This window comes from bacterium (assembly GCA_024228115.1).
In the GTDB taxonomy this organism is placed as follows: Bacteria; Myxococcota_A; UBA9160; order UBA9160; family UBA6930.
Window position 1 is genome coordinate 16538 of sequence record JAAETT010000234.1, and the last position, 16927, is coordinate 33464.

Sequence of the window (16927 nt, forward strand, 5' to 3'; positions counted from 1 at the left end):
TCCAAATCCAGAATCCGTTCCCGAGGAGATTCCCCCTCCGGTCGATGCCGGTCGAGCGAGGAGGTGTTCCGCAGCATCGCCGGCCGATCCAGATCCAGTTGCGCCGGCCCCAAGGTAACTCCGAGCGACATACCGACGTAGTACGTTCTGGAGAGGGGCGCGGTTTCGCCCCGGGAGGCCAGTCTACCCGGTGGCCGATCTTTGGAGCAACCCGGCGCAGGCCTCGTGGAGCAACCAGGCGCCGCACGCCATCTGCGCGATCGCCCTCTTCGCGCTACTCAAACCGATCGCCGGCTGTGCGTCACTGCCTTCGGACCCGATGCAGTACCGGCTCGCGGGCACTGGCAGCGGCTGGGAGGTCGCCGGTACGGATCGGGTCATCGACGATCTGGCTCCCCGCTACCCCGACTACTTCGAGGTCGTGCTCGAACCCAGCCGTAGCGAAGATCCGCCGACGGGGGAGCTACGCGACGATCTGGAGAAGGAGCCGGTCGATCGGTCCAACTACGATGCGCTGAACAGCATCGCGATCGGCTACTACGAAATGAACCACCGGGGCGAGCTGGCGCGGGAGAGTGGCGACGTCGCGTTCATCAGCGCCGGTTTCCGGGCAGCCAAGCTCGTCGCGGTGCCGTGGCGCGCCTATATGGAGATCGAGGATCTCGCCCTTCGTACTGCCATCGTCGAGTTCTTCGAAGATGTGGCGACAGGCGAGAAACAGGATACGCGTCGCACGATGGGGCGTCTGGCCAAGATCGTGGCATCCCTCGCCCCGAAAGAACCCGACCCGGCGCTTCGAGCCCGCCTGGAGCGATTGACGGAGCGGCTGCTGGCGTCGATCCCACCGCTGCCAGGCGCTCAGTAGGCGGGCGTTCGCCGTGCGTTCCACATGACGAGCGCACGATCGAGCAACAGCCCCGCCCCGAGCAACATGCCCACGAAGCGCACCAGGCCGCCGATCCAAGGCAGGTGGAAGGCGATCGTGACGAGGACGAGACCGAGCAGGAGCGCGAGCCCTTGATCCCGGAGGGAGTCGCTCTCCAGCGACGTCAAACTGCGTCCGACCAGGATCGCCACCAGGATGACCGCCAGGTACCAGACCGTCGCGTAGATGGATGCACCAATCAGGGCGAGCGGCACGCCGATCACGCTGAGTGCTAGCAGGATCAACGCGATGGGAACGAGCACGGCGAACGCAAAGCCCAGACCGAGGGCCCGAAAGAACTCCGGTGCCGAGGCGACATCCGTATCGAAGAGCCTGGGGACGAGATGGAGCAACAACAACCCAACGCCGAACGCTGCGGCCAACCAGACGAGCCGCCAGAGGTAGAAACCCGGCTTCTGGTAGTCGGAGCGGAGGTGCTGGAGGGCCAGATCATCGGAAAGAATCTCGCTGACGCCCGCGACCTGGACGGCTTGATCGAAGCGCGCATCGTCCTCATCGTCCACGTGGGCCGTGAGATCCCCGCCAACCGTCGTCCCGGCCCGCGCCTCGAGCCGTTCGGACCAGATCTCCGCGTGACGGCCCACTGCCCCCTGGAGTTCACCCCGCGAGACGAGCCCGGTCAGGTCCCGCGCGATCGTTCCTTCGTGGGTGAAGCGGTCGGAGATGACGAACGCGTCGCGCGCCACCGTGGCCTCGGGCTCCAAGGTGACCCGATCGGAACCGTTATACAGGCTTCCGTCCACCTTTCCGGAGATCCGTGACTGCTCACCGAATGCGTGCAGGTTGCCCTTCACCTCGCCTGTGAGTTCGAACTCCCGGGAAATCACCCAGACATCGCCCTCAACGACACCGCGAATCGCCACGCGCTCGCAGAACGCCACCACATCGCCCACCACCTTGCCTTCGATGATCAACGACTCTCCCGAAGTGAGCAGGCCGCGCTCGATCACTTCGTCGGGACCGACATGCACGCTCTGGTCGAGACGAACATCAGCGGCGGCCCGTGCGGGCGATGGGTCGCCCAGGGCCAACCCCAAGCCCAGCAACAACACACCACCGAGAGCCTTGGGGTCTCCGAGGCGACGCAGCAATACGCTGCTGAGGAACGTGATCAATGCAGCCGCACTCGCAGTCACTGCGATCGCCAGAGCGAACTCGACCATTCCGGGCACCTCGTCGCGCATCGTGAAGAGTACATCCAGGATCATTTCGTGGGCTCCTAGCCAATGGGCAGGGCGAATCCATTCCATTCCGGAAGGCAGGCGACTTTTGAGGAGGAAGCCAAATACGGCCACTCCGCAGGCAATGATGCCGAGCGTGACCGGAAAACCCGTCGCCAACCCGCGAGCCGAGGAGGTGACCTGACGCGCGGGAGCCTCCGCCGGAGCGCGATCGCATAACACGTTGGCTACGGTGCGCGCCTCGGCTTGCAGCTCGACCACCAGCCTTCGGCAACGCTCACAGCCCACCAGGTGCCCTTCGGCGTCGCTCCGCTCTGCATCCTGGAGCTCACCGTCGACATACGCTCCCAGACTCCACTCAGGGGGGCAGCTCATGAGCGACCCGCCTGTCTTCCGAGCTGATGGCGCAGGCGATCCTTCGAACGATGCAACAGCACGCCCACTTGCTCCGGACGTAGCTCCAGTTGCTCGGCAATCTCCCGGTAGGAGAGTTCGGCGAAGTAGCGCAGCACGAGCGGCGCCCGGTAGCGGTCCTCGAGGGCGTCGATGGCCAGCGAGACCTGCTGCCGCGCCTCCTCGCCCAGGGCCGATGCCAGAGGGGAAGGACCACGGCCCGCGTGCGTATCCGGGTCGAGATCCTCCGCGCTGAAGAGGCGGCCTTCCACCTGGCGCCGTCGTAGCCGGTCGATGCAATGATGGGACGCGATACCGAGCAGCCATTTGCGGAATGGCCGCTTGGGGTCGTAGCTCGCCAGCGCCGTCTGGGCGCGCAGGAAGACCTCCGCGTGGGCATCCTCGGCCTCGCTCGGTGAGCCGAGCATACGACCACACAGGCGGTCGACGTCCTCGCGATATTGCCGATACAGCTCCGTGAGGGCCGAACGATCCCCGAGTTGGGCCCTGCCCAGAACCTCGCGAACCCCCGCGGGGTCCGGTGTCTCAGGATTTCCGACGCGTGTACTCATGACGAGTGGAGCCTGAAGCATGGAGAGCGCAATGACCATCACCTCCATCTACGAATCAGGAATGCGGATCTTTCAAGAAATCAAACAAAACCGGAAGATCGGCCTTGTCGATCAGGAGGACCTGAGCGCCCTCCGTCGAATCCTCAGCTGTAGCGAGCCTCCTTGCCCTGAGACGGCCCGTGGTTCTTGACCGCATCCCGCAGATCGGAGAGGAACGCGTCCGCCACACTGAGATGCTTGGGGCTGATCATCAGGTGCAACGCATCGGGGCCGTGCTGGCGATCGATGCACCAGCCTTTCTGATCCATCGCATCCCCCACCGCGAAGGGATCGACGCCTGAGCCTTCCGCCGCCGTGAACGCGAACACGCTCATGATCGGTTCGCCGACCACCGTCAGCTCGGGAATGTCCGCGATGCCAGCCTGGATCTGCTTTACGGCGTCGCGGATCTGAGCGGCCAGCTTCACGTAACCCTCTTCGCCGAGGTAGTGGAGGATGGCCCAGGCAGCGGCGATCGGGGCCGCAGGACGGGCTCCGGCCATCGCAAACGAAAGGTAGAGCCCGCCGGGCCAGCGATCGTAGAGGAAGCGCTGGTACTTCTTCAGATGTTCGCCGTCGCGATGGGTCACGATCGAAGCACCCTTCGTCGCATAACCATACTTGTGCACATCTGCCGAGATCGTCGTGACACCGGGCACCCGGAAATCGAAGGGCGGCACCGGCTCGCCGAGCTTCTCGTAGAAAGGCAGCAGGAAACCGCCGAGGCAGGCGTCGGTGTGAAACGATATCCCGCGCTCCGATGCCATCCCGGCCATCTCGGGAATCGGGTCGGAGGTCCCGAACGGATAGTTCGGGCAGGAACCGACGACCAGTGCTGTGCGATCGCCAATCAAGCGCTCGGTTTCGCGCAGATCCGCTTTGTAGTTCCCGTCGATCGGAATCTGCACATGCTCGAGCCCCAGATAGTGAGCGGCCTTCCCGAAGGCGGGATGTGCCGACACCGGCGCGAGGAGCTGCGGCTCGGTCACACCGCGCTCGTCCTTGGCGCGGCCCCGCGCCGACTTGACCGCCATCAGGATGCTCTCGGTGCCACCTGAAGTCATGCAACCCGCGGCCTCTTCTGGCGCATGCAGCAAGCCCTTGGTGACGTCGACGACCTCGACCTCCATCTGGCGGAGGCTCGGGAAGCGCAACGGGTTGAGCGCGTTCTCGTAGAGGTAGAGCTCATTGGCCTCCGCAAGAATCGAATCGACTTCGTCTCCGGCCGGATAGACCAGGCTGAACGTGCGCGCGCCATGCCAATCCGCGTCCTGGGTCTTGCGTTCGCGCATCTGCGAGAAGAGCGCCTCGCGATCGAGTCCTTGCTTGGGGAGCGTCATGGTTCAGTCTGCCTCCGCGGCAGGTCGCCGCACGGGAACCCAACGGTTCGGGGTAAAACCGGTCGACCCATCGAGAGTTCCGGCCGGGCTGTAGTGATAGACCATTGCGGCCCGAGTGCCTTCGGACCCGTTGTCCGTCGATCGGTGCATCAAGTGGCTGTCGAACAAGAGTACATCGCCGGGATCCATCAAAACCGGGGTGGCCGCACTCATATCGTGATCGACGATCTCCACATATCCGATCTGGCTGTGCTCGCGGCGATCGGGAACGTGTTCGTGGACCGGCTCCCTATGGGAGCCCGGGAGAACCCACAAAGGCCCGTTCTCGCGGGTTGCCGCGGTGACCGCAACCCAGACGCCGACCTGACGATCCGGCTCGAACGGAAAATAGTAGGAATCCTGATGCCAGGGCTGACCCAAGGCACCCGGGTTCTTGAAGATGAACTGGGAGAGGAAGCAATCGAAGGCCGGGCCGAGAAGGCTCTCGAGCCGATCGAGAAGAGCCGGCGTCCGGGAGAAGGGTTCGAAGACAGGATCTTCCGGATGCAGGCGGAAGATCTTTCCAACCGCGTCTTCGGGCCGTTGCGCGGCAGCCTGGGTCGCGGGTTCGGGCAACACGAAAGGCAGGCCGAGATCGCGCCCTCGCGCCTGCTCGCGGGCCAGGTGCACGGCCCGGCCGAGCATCTCCCGGCAGACCTCCGGCGATACGGCGGCGCGCAGCAAGACGAATCCGTCCCGCTCCCAGCCCTCACGTTCTGCTCGGTCCAGGCCAACCACGCGCGGCAGGGTACCACCGCGTCAGCCGAGCTGCGGCGATGCTGCGAGGCGCACGGACGGCATTTGCCGCTAGCCTGCCCGAATGACCGATTCCGACGACGCGTGGCTCGGACGAGACCCGCTTCCCGGCGATCCGTTTCCGCTTCTCGCAGGTTGGCTGAACGAGGCCTTCAGCGACGGCCGACAACCGAGCCCCCACGGTATCTCCCTCGCGACCTGCGCGGCGGATGGGAAGCCGGAGGTGCGCGTGGTGCTATGCCAGGCCGTCGAACCCGAGACGGGAGCACTCGTCTTCTTCACCCATCGAGAGAGCCCCAAGGGCCGGGCACTGGCCGCCCTGCCCTACGCATCCGCCTGCTTCTCCTTCACCCACTTCGGGCGTCAGGCACGGATCTCGGGCCCGGTCGAACTCACGAGCGAGACCGAATCCGACGCCTACTTCGCGACCCGCCCCGTGGAGAGCCAGGTGGGAGCCTGGGCGAGCGACCAAAGCGAGCCGATCGAATCGCGCGCGGAGCTGATGGCGAACGTGCAGGCCGCCGCAGACCGCTTCGGCGTCGAACCTCGCGGCGCCGAACCTTCCGACCGAGTCCCTCGCCCTCCGACCTGGGGCGGCTACCGGCTGCGCGCCGAGCGAATCGAACTCTGGCACTCGCGCGCCGGACGCGTTCACGACCGTGCCGAATGGAGCCGACGACTCACCCCAGAACCCGGCCCGTGGAGCCCCCAACGCCTCCAACCCTGACCCCATCGCCAAAACCCTCGTCGCCGCCGAAACCCACACCACCCCCCCAACAATCAACCTGGTCGTACGCGCCGCTTCACTCCTCAACGCGGATCGTGGAGCGGGGGGCCGTGCTGGCAACCGGAACCGCTTCGCCGGGGCTGGGTGCAGGCCGGGCGGAAATCAAGCGCAGGCATGGGTCCCGTTCAACGTGCGCGTAGGTTGCCCGCGGCGAAAGCCGCGAAGGGCGACACTCCGTTCACCTCTCTACGCGGCCACCCGATCCCCGGCCGAGCCATTCCGCCCGGCCTGTGCCCAGCCCCGGCGACTCGAAGCTACGCAGAAGGAGCGAAGCGGCCTCCAAGGGGCCGAAGGCCAGAAAACCGCGAAACCTCCAGACGCAGAAATGCCCGGAGTCGCCGAGGGCGTCTCCGGGCTTCCCTGGGAAGGGGATATTTTGGCTTTTCACCCTCTATGTGGCGCCAACCCACCCGGCGTGTCAGAAAATCCTCGAAAAAACTCGTGACCGGCCATTATTCCTGCTTGTCCCCTCGGGGAGCCTACTCTGCGAGCTCCAGCACGACGACCAGCCGTCCTCCCTTCCAAGCAGAGCCTCCGAAGATCAGGGGTTTTCCCTTCGGCATTCGGAAATCGCCCTGGGTGGAGCCCACATCGACCGCGACCAGGGCACCGGGGCCCTCCGGATCGATCGGACGGAAACGAAGGGTATCGCCGTCGGGGAGCTTCACGGCGCCGATCTCACGGGCAGCCACCGTGGCCTTTTTGCTCTTCACGACGCGCAGTCCCTCGTACCGCACCTGGCGGCGCAAGAGGCGGTCGTAGCGTCCCGCTCCCTTGCCCACCGCGCCGTCGGGCGTTGCGTGAAGAACGGTCACCACGAAGTCGAACGTCTGGCCCTCGGCCAGGGCCGGGCCCGTGTGAAAGAGCAGCAGCAGGCCGATCAGGAGACTTCTCCAGACGAGCGCCCGCTGGCGGCGATCCAGGTGCCTAACTGACAGCACGATCGATCCTCCTCGAAGCCTGATCATCCGTATCCAGAATCCAGATGATGGTGGCTTCCTTGTCGTCTTGGAGAACCGCTGCGGTTCGGTTGCCCGTATCGAGCCAGCGTACCGAGCTGGAATCCGCAGCATCGCCCCATTCCAGGCCAACAGCCAACACCAGGGCCGTGGCGGCAGCGGCAGCCAGGGCACCGGCAGGTAGCCAACCCGTGAGCCAGGGCGACGGATCCGCCGCTTCCCGAGGCTCGCTGCGCGCGGGCAAGCGTCGTTCGATCCCGGGCCACAGGTCGGGTGTGGCGGCCAGGGATTCCTCCTCCCGCAGCAACTCACCGAGGGTGGCGAAGCCGTCGAGTTCGTCGCGCGCCTGGGGATCCCGCGACAGCCAGCGGCGCACCCGCAGGCGGGCCAGGATTCCGAGCTCGCCGTCATGGTAGGCGGCCAGCTCCTGGATCTGGCGTTCATCGAGCGGTGCATTCATTGGGGTTCTCCCGGCGATGGCGTGGCCGGTGCGGCACCGACCTCGAGCAAGAAGCCCTGGAGCTGCTTGCGGGCGTAGTGGAGCCGGCTCATCACCGTCCCCTTTGGAATCTCGAGGGCCTTGGCGATCTCCGCATAGGAGAGGCCATCGACGTCACGAAGCATGAGTGTTTCCCGGGCGGTTTCGGGCAGGCGTGCGATGGCATCGGCGAGTTGTTGCCTGAGCTGCTTGCGAGCGACCGCGGCGGCGGGTGCGAAGGTCACACCGTCCACCTCCTCGGGCGGAGCCGTCGCCAGCTCGGCCTCGGCGGCGCCCCCTTCCTCCCACGCCACGTGGCGGTCGGATTTGTCGCGGCGTTTGGCATCCAGGCATTGGTTCATCACGAGGCGGTACAACCAGGTGTAGAACCTGGAGCGGCCCTCGAACTTCGGGAGCGCGTTCCAGGCCTTGAGGAACGCGTCCTGGACGGCGTCGCGCGCTGCATCCTCGTCGCGGAGCACCCGCAGGGCAAGCCGGAAGGCCCGGCCCTGATAGCGCTCCACGAGCACCCGATAGGCGTCGGCGTCCCCGGCCTTGGCGAGCCGGATCGCCTCGTCGTCGGGCGGTCCGGCGAACTCGGCAGTCACAGGGGCTTCCTCATGGGTCGCTGGGTTCGACGCACTCCGGGGGCCGGGTATTCGATGCGCCGAAGGCGGCTCAATGCGCGGCCCGCCAGTGCTCTCCTGAGCCGACATCCACCACCAGGGGCACCTCCAGCGCGTAGACGCCCTCCATGAGGGTCCTGACGCCCTCACTGAGGGCTTCCACCTCGGCGGCTGGCGCATCGAAGACCAGCTCGTCGTGGACCTGCAGGATCATGCGGGCGGCCAGGGCCTCCGACCGCAAGAATTCGGAGACCAGGATCATGGCCTTCTTGATCAGATCGGCGGCAGTGCCCTGGATGACCGTGTTCACGGCCATCCGCTCGGACGCCATGCGCAGCGCCCGGTTGCGGGAGCCGAGATCCGGGAGGTAGCGGCGCCGGCCGAGAAGCGTGCGCACGTAGCCGTCCCGCTTGGCGGCAGCCTTGGTGTCCGCGAGGAAGCGAGCCACGCCCTCGTATTGGGCGAAATAGCGATCGATGGTCTGCTGGGCCTCCGCCTGGGCGATGCCGAGCTGGTTGGCAATACCAAAAGCGCTCGAGCCGTAGAGGATTCCGAAATTGATCGCCTTGGCGGCGTCACGCTGCTCGGACGTGACATCGGCGGGGTCGATGCCGCTCACCTCCGCGGCCGTACGCCGGTGGATGTCGTCGCCGGAGTGGAACGCTTCGATCAGGCTCGCATCACCTGAGAAGTGGGCCATCACGCGCAGCTCCACCTGGCTGTAGTCGGCCGAGACGAGCACGTTGCCATCGGCCGGAATGAACGCCTCGCGGATACGAATGCCCTGCTCGGTGCGGATCGGGATGTTCTGGACGTTCGGGTGGGTGGAAGAAAGCCGGCCCGTCGCCGCACCTGATTGGTTGAAGGTCGGGTGGATGCGCCCGGTGCCCTCATTCACCAGCGGAGGCAGCGCATCGACGTAGGTGCTCTTCAGCTTGGCGAGCCGGCGGTAGGCCAGGATCTCCACGGGCAGATCATGTTGGCTTGCAAGCTGCTCGAGCACACCTTCGTCGGTCGAAAAACCGGTCTTGGTCTTCTTGATCGGCGTCAGATTCAACTTGTCGAACAAGATCACCTGCAATTGTTTCGGCGAGGCGATCGTGAACTCTTCGCCGGCCAGCGCATAGATGCGGCCCTGGATGCGGCTGAGCTCGCTCTCGTACTCCTCGGAAAGCTCTGCGAGCTTCGCCTCGTCGATGCGCACGCCCGTGCGCTCCATCTCGGAGAGAACGGTGGTCAGCGGAAGCTCGACATCCTCGAAGAGGCCATCGAGTTCGTCCTTGGCGAGCCGTTCACGGAGCGGCATCTCCAGATCGCGCAGGGCCGCGGCTTCCTCCCCAGCCCAGGGGCCCGCGATGTCGAGGGGCAGTTCGTAGGGCGGAATCGCCTTCGCCCCACGGCCTGCGATCTCCTCGAAGCTGCGCACACTGCGGCCGAGCGTGCTCTGAGCCAGGCCCGCCGTCGTGCGCTGAGCGGCTGGATCCAGGAGGAAGCCGGCCAGTTCCACATCGAAATCCGGAGGCGGTAGCGGATTCCCGGCTTCCGCAAAGACGGTCTGGATCCGTTTGGTATCGCGTCCCCGCCATACGCCGCCCTTGCTGCTCGTGATCGCAGCAGCGATCGCAGAGAGCGCTTCGTCCCAGCTGAGTTCACAAACCGGAAACAGAATCCTGTGGCCCGGCGGCAGATAGGCCACCTTGTCGTCGCACTCGATCGCCAGACCCGCCGGCTCACCGACGAGACCACTCTCGAGATCGCCACCGACCAATGCCAGGCTCAGGCCGCGCCCGGCCCCGCCCTTCAGCCATGCTGAAAGCTCGCGCTTCGTGGTGAGGATGTCGGTCGGAATCTCCGGAGCCCGTTCCTCCGGCGCTCCGCCGGCGAGATCGTCGAGCAAGCGAGTGAACTCGAGACGCTTGTACATCTCCCGCAGCGCCCCGGTATCCGGCTCGGGAACACTGAGATCCTTCGGCTGCCCCGGCAGGGGGACATCCGTGCGCAATGTCGCGAGCTGCTTCGAGAGCCGCGCCGCATCGGCCTGCCCCTCCAGGCCTTCCCTGGCTTTCTTGCCTTTGACGTTGGCGGCATTCGCGATCAGGGTCTCGAGGTCACCCCACTCCCCGATCAATTTCGCTGCGCCCTTTTCGCCGATGCCCTTCACGCCGGGAATATTGTCCGAGGGATCTCCAACCAGGGCACGGACATCGAGCAGTTGCGCCGGTGGGACACCGAAACGCGCTTCGACCTCTGCCGGACCGATGCGCTTGTCCTTCATCGTGTCGAGCAGCACGACCCGATCGCTGACGAGCTGCATCAGATCCTTGTCCGTCGAGACGATCACCACCTCCAGATCGGCCGGTGAGTTCTCGACCAGGCTGGCAATGACGTCATCGGCCTCGAAACCCGGAACCTCGAAGATCGGAATCGAAAAAGCCTCGATCAGCTCCCGAGCCACGGGGATCTGGACGGAAAGATCTTCGGGCTGAGCGTCTCGATTCGCTTTGTATTCGGCGTAGAGCTCCTTCCGGAAGGAACCCCCAGGCGGATCCATTGCGATGACGATGCCGTCGGGCGCTTCCTCGCGGAGCACCTTGCGCAGCATGTTCGCGAACCCATAGACCGCGTTCGTGGGAAAGCCGTCGGCATTGCGCAGCGGCGGCACCCCGAAGAAGGCGCGGTAGAGGAAGTTCGCCCCGTCGATCACGACCAGTCGGGACACGTCGGCACGGTAGCAGAGGCGGCGCTAGCCTTGGCCCGATGGCATCCCCGCAAGTTCCCCTGCGACCTCGCCGCCCGGTGTTTCGCGCCAGTTTCACCCTGAGCATGCTCTACTTGTTCGGCTTGTTCATCCTCTTTGCCCTGCTGCTTGCCCTTCCGGACCTGCTCCAGGCCGTCCAGCAACTGCCGCCGGGCCCCGAGGAACTCAGCGAGGAAGAACTCGAACTGGCAAAGCAGGTTGCCCGCCGCGCCCTGGGCGGAGGCCGACTCTTCCTGGCGGTCGGCTGCGCCGTCGTGACCCTCGGACTCGCGGCCTACCTGCAGGTCCTACCGGGGCTGAAGAACCGCTAGGAGGCCGTCTTGGCCGTGATGTAGGCCTGGACATCCGCAACCGTCTGAAGGGATTCCGCATCCTCGTCGGGGACGATGATGTCGTAGCTCTCCTCGAGGGCCATGACGAGTTCGACCACATCGAGAGAATCGGCACCGAGATCATCGAGGATACGGGCCCCGGGCACGACCTCCTGGGGCGAGGCGCCCAACTGACTGCAGATGATCTCACGCAGGCGGGCCAGCAGGTCGTCGTTCAACCTCGGGCCCTCCTACGGAGCACTGCGCATTCCGCGCAGGAAGATCTCGACCATGTCGCGGAAGACCTGGTCGAGGGGGCGATCACGCAAGCGGCGGCGTGGCGCGGCCAACTCGGTCTGGATGACACCGTTGGCCATCGTCCACAGGATGTTGGCCACCTCCCAGCTATCACAGGGCGCGAACTCGCCGCTCTCGACACCGCGATCGATCGCGGCGGCGAGAATCTTCAGACAACTATGCCAGAGACGGGTGATCTCCTGCACCAGGGCATCCGGGAGGTCGCCGATCACTTCCTGGTTGTCGAGGGCCCAGAAGATCCAGAAGTTCTCCCGGTTGCGCGTCCAATGATCGACGTAGAACCGACCGAGTTCGCGAATCTGGTCCGCCGCCGAGCCAGGCGTCCGAGCAGCCTCTCCGAGCCGCTCCTGGAAGATCGCACCACCGTCCGCGAGCAGAGCGACGTAGAGATCGCCCTTGTTCTCGAAGTAGCGGTAGAGCGTCCCCTTCGCGACACCGGCGATCTGCGCGACCTCGTCGAGGTTCGCGTTCATGAAGCCGTCTCGGAAGAAGACACCCCGTGCAGCCTCGAGGATTCGTCCCCGCTGCAGGGTGCGTCGGTCTCCCCCGGACGCCGGATCAGACACCGACGTCGTCACTGCCCTCGTATCGATAGGGCTCGAACAACTTGGTGTTGAGATACCGCTCGCCGAAGCTCGGAATGATGACCACGACCAGCTTGCCCTGGTTGTCGGGCTTCCGGCCATACTCGAGGGCCGCGCTTACGGCCGCACCGGACGAGATTCCGCAGAGGATGCCTTCCTCGGAGGCCAGGCGACGAGCCATGTCGAAGGCAGCGTCGGCGCTGACCTTGATCACGGAATCGATCAGGGATTGATCGAGAACGTCGGGGATGAAACCGGCGCCAATGCCTTGGATCGGATGGGGGCCCGGCGAGCCACCGGAAAGCACGGGGCTCGCCTCGGGCTCGATGGCAATCGCCTCGAAGGAGGCTTTCTTCTCCTTCAGCGCCTGGGCGATCCCCGTGATCGTGCCGCCCGTGCCCACGCCGGAAATCAAGGCATCGACTTGCCCGTCCGTATCCTCCCAGATCTCCAGCGCCGTCGTGTTGCGGTGGACCTCCGGGTTGGCCGGATTCATGAACTGCTGGGGCATGAATCCGTCGGGAATCTCGGCGACGAGCTGGTTCGCCTTCTCCACGGCGCCGCGCATCCCCTTGGCGCCCTCGGTCAGGACGAGCTTTGCGCCGAATGCGCGAAGAACGACGCGCCGCTCCAGGCTCATCGTCTCCGGCATCACGAGAACACAGGAGTAGCCCTTCACCGCGGCCACGAACGCCAATGCGATCCCGGTGTTGCCGCTGGTGGGCTCGACGATCACGGTCTTGCCCGGCGTGATCGCGCCGTCGCGTTCGGCGGCCTCGATCATCGCGAGCCCGATTCGGTCCTTCACGCTCGCTGCGGGGTTCTGGCCTTCGAGCTTGCAGACGATCTGGGCATCGACGCCCGCCGATACCGTATTCAGACGCACGAGCGGCGTACGTCCGATGAGTTCGGTGATGTTGTTGGCGATGTTCATGCTGTTCCTTCCTGGGAATCGCGAGTGCCCGAGACTACCCCGGCTGCTGGAGCGAGTCATCCGTCGACCCGAAAACGCTGGCCATGAGGACGGTGGCATAGCTGCCAGGCGGCAGGCGAAACACCAGCCGAAGGGCGTCGCCGGCGACGGGCTCCCAGCTGAGATCCGATGCACGCACGCGCAGCGGACGTCGCCCGCCGCGCAGCCGAAGCCCACGCGGTGGAACCAACGGGTCCGGGAGCCCCCAGCCGGAGAGCCATTTGGCCTCATCCTCTCCCGCCGGCCCTTCTGGCCTGGGCATGCGAGTACCGACGATCGGCCCGCTCGGGCTGATCTCGAACGCCTCCGCCCGAACGTTTTCGAGTGCCTCGTCCTCCACCAGGAAGGTCGCCCCGGAATCGTGCTTCCAGGCGACCTCCCCCAGAGCTACACGGTCGAGGGGCAACGTCCGGCGCTGGAGGTAGTCATTGAACAACTGGGCCTGGAATGCGGAAACCAGAAAACGCGATTGACGCTTGTCCCGCCCCATGCGACCCGACCGCAGGATTTCGAGGCCGCGCTCGGCATTGTCCCCCTCGCGACCGAAGCGTTGCGGGCCGAAGCGATTCGCAAAGCCGCCCCGTGCGATCTCCGGCAGGCGGGCCCTGGCGCGCGCCACCTCCTCCGCCGAAAGCTGGCGCACCACGAGTTCGAAGCGATTCTCGCGGAGCTGCCCCGTGCGAAGCTTGTGCTGATGGGGCACCGCCTCGAGCACCGTCCAGCCCTCGCCCTCGAGTGCCAACGCCTCCGCCGAATCCAGGCCGGGAACCGAGAACCATTGCCGTGTGATGGCCACCCGATCCTTGCGACCGGCGTATCCGACATCTCGCGGCCGCACGTCCGCTGCTCGCGCCAGCGCCCTGGCGACTTGCTCGGTGTTGCACAAGCGCTTCTCGACCCGCACGAAGGTATGCTCGCCCTCGCCACTCGGCGGATACAGCGGGACCTCGTCCACGACGAAGTCCTCCGGAGCCTCCGCAACCTTCAAAACGAAGGCGGCGACGAGAGCTGGCGCACGGGGCCGAAGGACCGGCGATGTATCGGGCACGGCCCCTCGTGGCGGAGTGCGGCCATATGCTCTTCGGTGCCGTAGCCCTTGTGGCGGGCGAAGCCGTAGCCCGGGTACACGGCGTCGAAGCGGCGCATGATCTCATCCCGATGCACCTTGGCGACGATCGAGGCGGCCGCAATCGAAGCATCCTTGCCATCCCCCCCGATGATCGGCGTCTGCGGGACATCGATGCCGGGAATCCTACGGGCGTCCACCAGGACGTGATCCGGTTGAACCGGGAGGTCGGCCACGGCACCCTGCATCGCGCGCAAGGTCGCCTGGAAGATGTTGATCTCGTCGATCTCCTCGGTCCACACCTGGCAGATGCCGATCGCCACGGCCTGGCTGCGAATGGCGGCATCGAGGGTTTCGCGTTTCTCGCGGGTGAGCTTCTTCGAATCGTTGAGTCCGAGCAGGTCGGGTGCGTCCCCGAGCACCACGGCCGCCGCCACGACCGGCCCCGCCAGGGGCCCGACACCGACCTCGTCAACCCCTGCAACCACGCGAACGCCTCGCGCGTGGAGGGTTGTGCGCAACTGATAGAGACCCTCGAGGCGCTCCCGCTCTCGCCCGATTTTCTCAGCGCGCCGCAGGCAGCTCTCGCCAAGGGCTCGCGCCCCCGTCCGTGCGTCGTTCGCGAGTTCGGCAGCCAACTCCTGCAGGCCGGATTCAGTGGCCGTGGCTTGCGCCCGCTTGCGAAGGGCCGTGAGTGAACGCGCGCCGCGACTCACGAATCCTCCCCAACATCCCGGGTCTTCTTTTCCACCGCCCGCAGCCTGCGCACGATCTCCGGCAGCTTTGCGAAGACCGCCATGGAACGGTGCCAGGCACGTTCGGGAATCGAAGGAAAACCCCAGACGCGGCTACCCGGCGGAAGATCCTCGATCACCCCACCCCGAGCGCCGACGAATGCCCCGTCGCCGATCGTGATGTGCCCGCCGACCCCCGATTGGGCCATACAGATCACGCGATCACCCAACGTCGCCGTTCCCGCCACCCCGGTTTGCGCAACCAGGATGCCGTGTTCGCCGATTTCGACGTTGTGCCCGACCATGACCAGATTGTCGATCTTGGTCCCTCGGCCGATACGGGTCGTCCCGAGACGAGCGCGATCCACCGTGCTGTTGGCACCGATCTCGACGTCGTCCTCGATCACCACGTTGCCGACCTGCGGCACCTTCTCATGCTCGCCGCGCTCGTTGAATTCGTAACCGAAGCCGTCTCCGCCGACGGCTACGCCGGGCTGGAGGATCACCCGATCGCCGAGCGTGCAACCTTCGCGAACGACGGCCCCGGCGTGTAGCCAACAGCCGCGGCCGATCGTGGTGCCGGCTCCCACGACGACGCGCGCACCCAGCACGGTCTCGGCCCCGATCGTCGCTCCAGCCTCGACGACGGCCAGCGCGCCGATCGCCGAGGACGGATCGACCTTCGCGTCCGCCGCGACGATCGCACTCGGGTGGATTCCTGCCGGCGGACGCGCGGGAGGCCGCAGCCAACCCGTCGCCCGGGCGAAATCCAGATTCGGAAGCGGGGAACGGATCGCAGGCCGCCCTCCGACCTCCACTTCCGGTGGCGCGATCACGGCGCCAAGGGAGGATTCCGCCAATGCGGCGGCGTGGGACGCCGAACGCAGGAAGCCCAGGTCACGCGGGCCTCCGTCCTCGAGGCCAGCCACGTCTTCGACCACGAAGGCAGCGTCGCCTTCGACTTCACGTCCGCCGAGCCTTGCTGCCAGCTCGCCGATCTCGATCCCCATCGGTGTTCGCCGCCCCCGTTCGCTTCCGAGAGGCTAGCGTGAATGGCGGGGACGTTCTCTCTAGCGGGCCAGCAGCACCGGCACAGGCGAGGTGCGAACGACGGCGCTGGCATTGCTGCCCAGGAAGTACTCGTTGATGCGATTGCGGCCGAAGGCGCCCATCACGATCAAGCCGGCGCGAGCCGCCCTGGCCGTATCCACGATCTTCACATCGGGGCGCCCAAGGGTCGAGGACGCCTCGCGTACGGGCACCGTGAGGGTTCCGAGCAGCCGACGGACTTCGTCGAAGCGCGCAGCCGCGCGGCCCTTGTCCTTCGAATCCACGAACACATGAACCGTCTGCTCGAGGCGCGCGGCCAGTTCGACCGCCAACTTGGCAGCGACCCGGGAGCCGGGAGAACCATCGAAGGCCAGCACGATGGGGCCGCCGAACTCGGAACCGGCGGGCACCACGACCACGGCCTTGCCTGTCTTTCGTAACGTGCCGTCGGCCGTTGAACCGATCAGGCCGGTGCGACAGCCGGCGTGCTCACCGTCTCGTCCGATCACGACCATGTCGACGGCCTGCCCGCGCTCCACGATCCGGTCGTCGGCGATGCCTCGCACAGCCTCGGCCGCACATTCGCTCTGGCTGTTGCGCGCCGCCTCGGAAAGACGCCGGCACGCGGCTTCGGCTCGGGCCTTCAGGAAGCCTTCGATGCCAGTCAGGTTCGGTGGTGCAATACCCAATGCATCGGCCCGCAGGCCTTGGGCCACCTTGTCCTCGATGACTGCCAGACCGGCAAGCCGGGCCCGCAGGCGCGAACCCAATGCCACGCCATAACGCTCGGCGTGGTGTGCGGCATCAGAGCCGTCGGTGGCAATCAGGATGGTCTCGATCATGGAGTTCTCCGCGCTGGAGCTAGCGCTTCTGCGGTCTCTAGGTGAGCAGCCGATCCTTCGACCCGAGGGGCACGCGGGGCTGGGTGTTGGCCATGAGTGGACGGTTCTCCGGTGTCGTGTCCGGGCCGATCTTCCGGTCCCGGCGGGGTCGAGGGTACGAGAGCCCCGCGGGGCC

General features: G+C 66.0%; 18 protein-coding genes. 3 read left to right on the forward strand and 15 right to left on the reverse strand.

Translation table 11 applies throughout. The annotated features are described in order from the left end of the window. Positions 1–190 precede the first annotated feature (190 nt). Positions 191–865, forward strand: a complete 675-nt coding sequence (locus tag GY937_10745; protein ID MCP5057189.1) for a hypothetical protein — start codon at positions 191–193, stop codon at positions 863–865. Here the strand turns inward: GY937_10745 and GY937_10750 are convergent. From GY937_10750 to GY937_10765, 4 genes are all read right to left on the reverse strand, one after another. After that, positions 859–2502, reverse strand: a complete 1644-nt coding sequence (locus GY937_10750; GenBank protein ID MCP5057190.1) for a hypothetical protein — start codon at positions 2500–2502, stop codon at positions 859–861. The two genes, GY937_10745 and GY937_10750, sit on opposite strands and share 7 nt — an antisense overlap. After that, positions 2499–3092: a sigma-70 family RNA polymerase sigma factor gene (locus GY937_10755; protein MCP5057191.1), complete on the reverse strand. Its 594-nt coding sequence runs from the start codon at positions 3090–3092 to the stop codon at positions 2499–2501. Before GY937_10755 ends, GY937_10750 begins: the two co-directional genes overlap by 4 nt. A 143-nt stretch (positions 3093–3235) precedes the next feature. Beyond that, positions 3236–4471, reverse strand: a complete 1236-nt coding sequence (locus GY937_10760; protein ID MCP5057192.1) for an aspartate aminotransferase family protein — start codon at positions 4469–4471, stop codon at positions 3236–3238. 3 nt (positions 4472–4474) lie between these two features. Then, a complete protein-coding gene (locus GY937_10765) occupies positions 4475–5248 on the reverse strand; it encodes a phytanoyl-CoA dioxygenase family protein (GenBank protein MCP5057193.1) in 774 nt (257 codons plus the stop codon). Positions 5249–5330: 82 nt separating this feature from the next. On the opposite strand from GY937_10765, the gene pdxH reads away from it, so the two are divergent. After that, a complete protein-coding gene (gene pdxH, locus GY937_10770; protein MCP5057194.1) occupies positions 5331–5993 on the forward strand; it encodes a pyridoxamine 5'-phosphate oxidase in 663 nt (220 codons plus the stop codon). A 539-nt stretch (positions 5994–6532) separates the two neighbouring features. Here the strand turns inward: pdxH and GY937_10775 are convergent. The 4 genes from GY937_10775 to polA all read right to left on the reverse strand — a co-directional run bounded on the left by GY937_10775 (position 6533) and on the right by polA (position 10835). Further along, on the reverse strand, positions 6533–6994 hold the full coding sequence (locus tag GY937_10775) for a hypothetical protein (protein ID MCP5057195.1): 462 nt from the start codon (positions 6992–6994) through the stop codon (positions 6533–6535). Beyond that, positions 6981–7472: a hypothetical protein gene (locus tag GY937_10780; protein ID MCP5057196.1), complete on the reverse strand. Its 492-nt coding sequence runs from the start codon at positions 7470–7472 to the stop codon at positions 6981–6983. The genes GY937_10775 and GY937_10780 overlap by 14 nt, the downstream gene beginning before the upstream one ends. Further along, positions 7469–8098, reverse strand: a complete 630-nt coding sequence (locus GY937_10785; protein ID MCP5057197.1) for a sigma-70 family RNA polymerase sigma factor — start codon at positions 8096–8098, stop codon at positions 7469–7471. The genes GY937_10780 and GY937_10785 overlap by 4 nt, the downstream gene beginning before the upstream one ends. 70 nt (positions 8099–8168) lie before the next feature. Further along, on the reverse strand, positions 8169–10835 hold the full coding sequence (polA, locus tag GY937_10790; protein MCP5057198.1) for a DNA polymerase I: 2667 nt from the start codon (positions 10833–10835) through the stop codon (positions 8169–8171). 38 nt (positions 10836–10873) lie between these two features. On the opposite strand from polA, the gene GY937_10795 reads away from it, so the two are divergent. Beyond that, positions 10874–11185, forward strand: coding sequence for a hypothetical protein (locus GY937_10795; protein MCP5057199.1), 312 nt, complete (start codon positions 10874–10876; stop codon positions 11183–11185). On the opposite strand, the gene acpP is transcribed toward GY937_10795, so the two are convergent. Genes acpP through GY937_10830 form a run of 7 tightly spaced genes read right to left on the reverse strand, consistent with a single transcriptional unit; the run spans position 11182 to position 16752 of the window. Then, positions 11182–11412: an acyl carrier protein gene (acpP, locus tag GY937_10800; GenBank protein MCP5057200.1), complete on the reverse strand. Its 231-nt coding sequence runs from the start codon at positions 11410–11412 to the stop codon at positions 11182–11184. The genes GY937_10795 and acpP overlap by 4 nt on opposite strands. 24 nt (positions 11413–11436) lie before the next feature. Continuing rightward, a complete protein-coding gene (locus GY937_10805) occupies positions 11437–12081 on the reverse strand; it encodes a TetR/AcrR family transcriptional regulator (protein ID MCP5057201.1) in 645 nt (214 codons plus the stop codon). After that, a complete protein-coding gene (gene cysK, locus GY937_10810; GenBank protein ID MCP5057202.1) occupies positions 12062–13021 on the reverse strand; it encodes a cysteine synthase A in 960 nt (319 codons plus the stop codon). Before cysK ends, GY937_10805 begins: the two co-directional genes overlap by 20 nt. A gap of 34 nt (positions 13022–13055) precedes the next feature. Further along, entirely contained in the window at positions 13056–14108 is a 1053-nt protein-coding gene (locus tag GY937_10815; protein ID MCP5057203.1) for a tRNA pseudouridine(13) synthase TruD, read from the reverse strand. After that, positions 14045–14842, reverse strand: a complete 798-nt coding sequence (locus tag GY937_10820; GenBank protein ID MCP5057204.1) for a ribonuclease HII — start codon at positions 14840–14842, stop codon at positions 14045–14047. The genes GY937_10815 and GY937_10820 overlap by 64 nt, the downstream gene beginning before the upstream one ends. After that, complete coding sequence (gene lpxD / locus GY937_10825) at positions 14839–15870, reverse strand: UDP-3-O-(3-hydroxymyristoyl)glucosamine N-acyltransferase (protein ID MCP5057205.1); 1032 nt, start codon at positions 15868–15870, stop codon at positions 14839–14841. The genes GY937_10820 and lpxD overlap by 4 nt, the downstream gene beginning before the upstream one ends. A gap of 60 nt (positions 15871–15930) precedes the next feature. Beyond that, the gene (locus GY937_10830) at positions 15931–16752 is read right to left on the reverse strand and encodes a universal stress protein (protein ID MCP5057206.1); all 822 of its coding nucleotides are present in this window, start codon (positions 16750–16752) and stop codon (positions 15931–15933) included. Between the last annotated feature and the right edge of the window lie 175 nt (positions 16753–16927).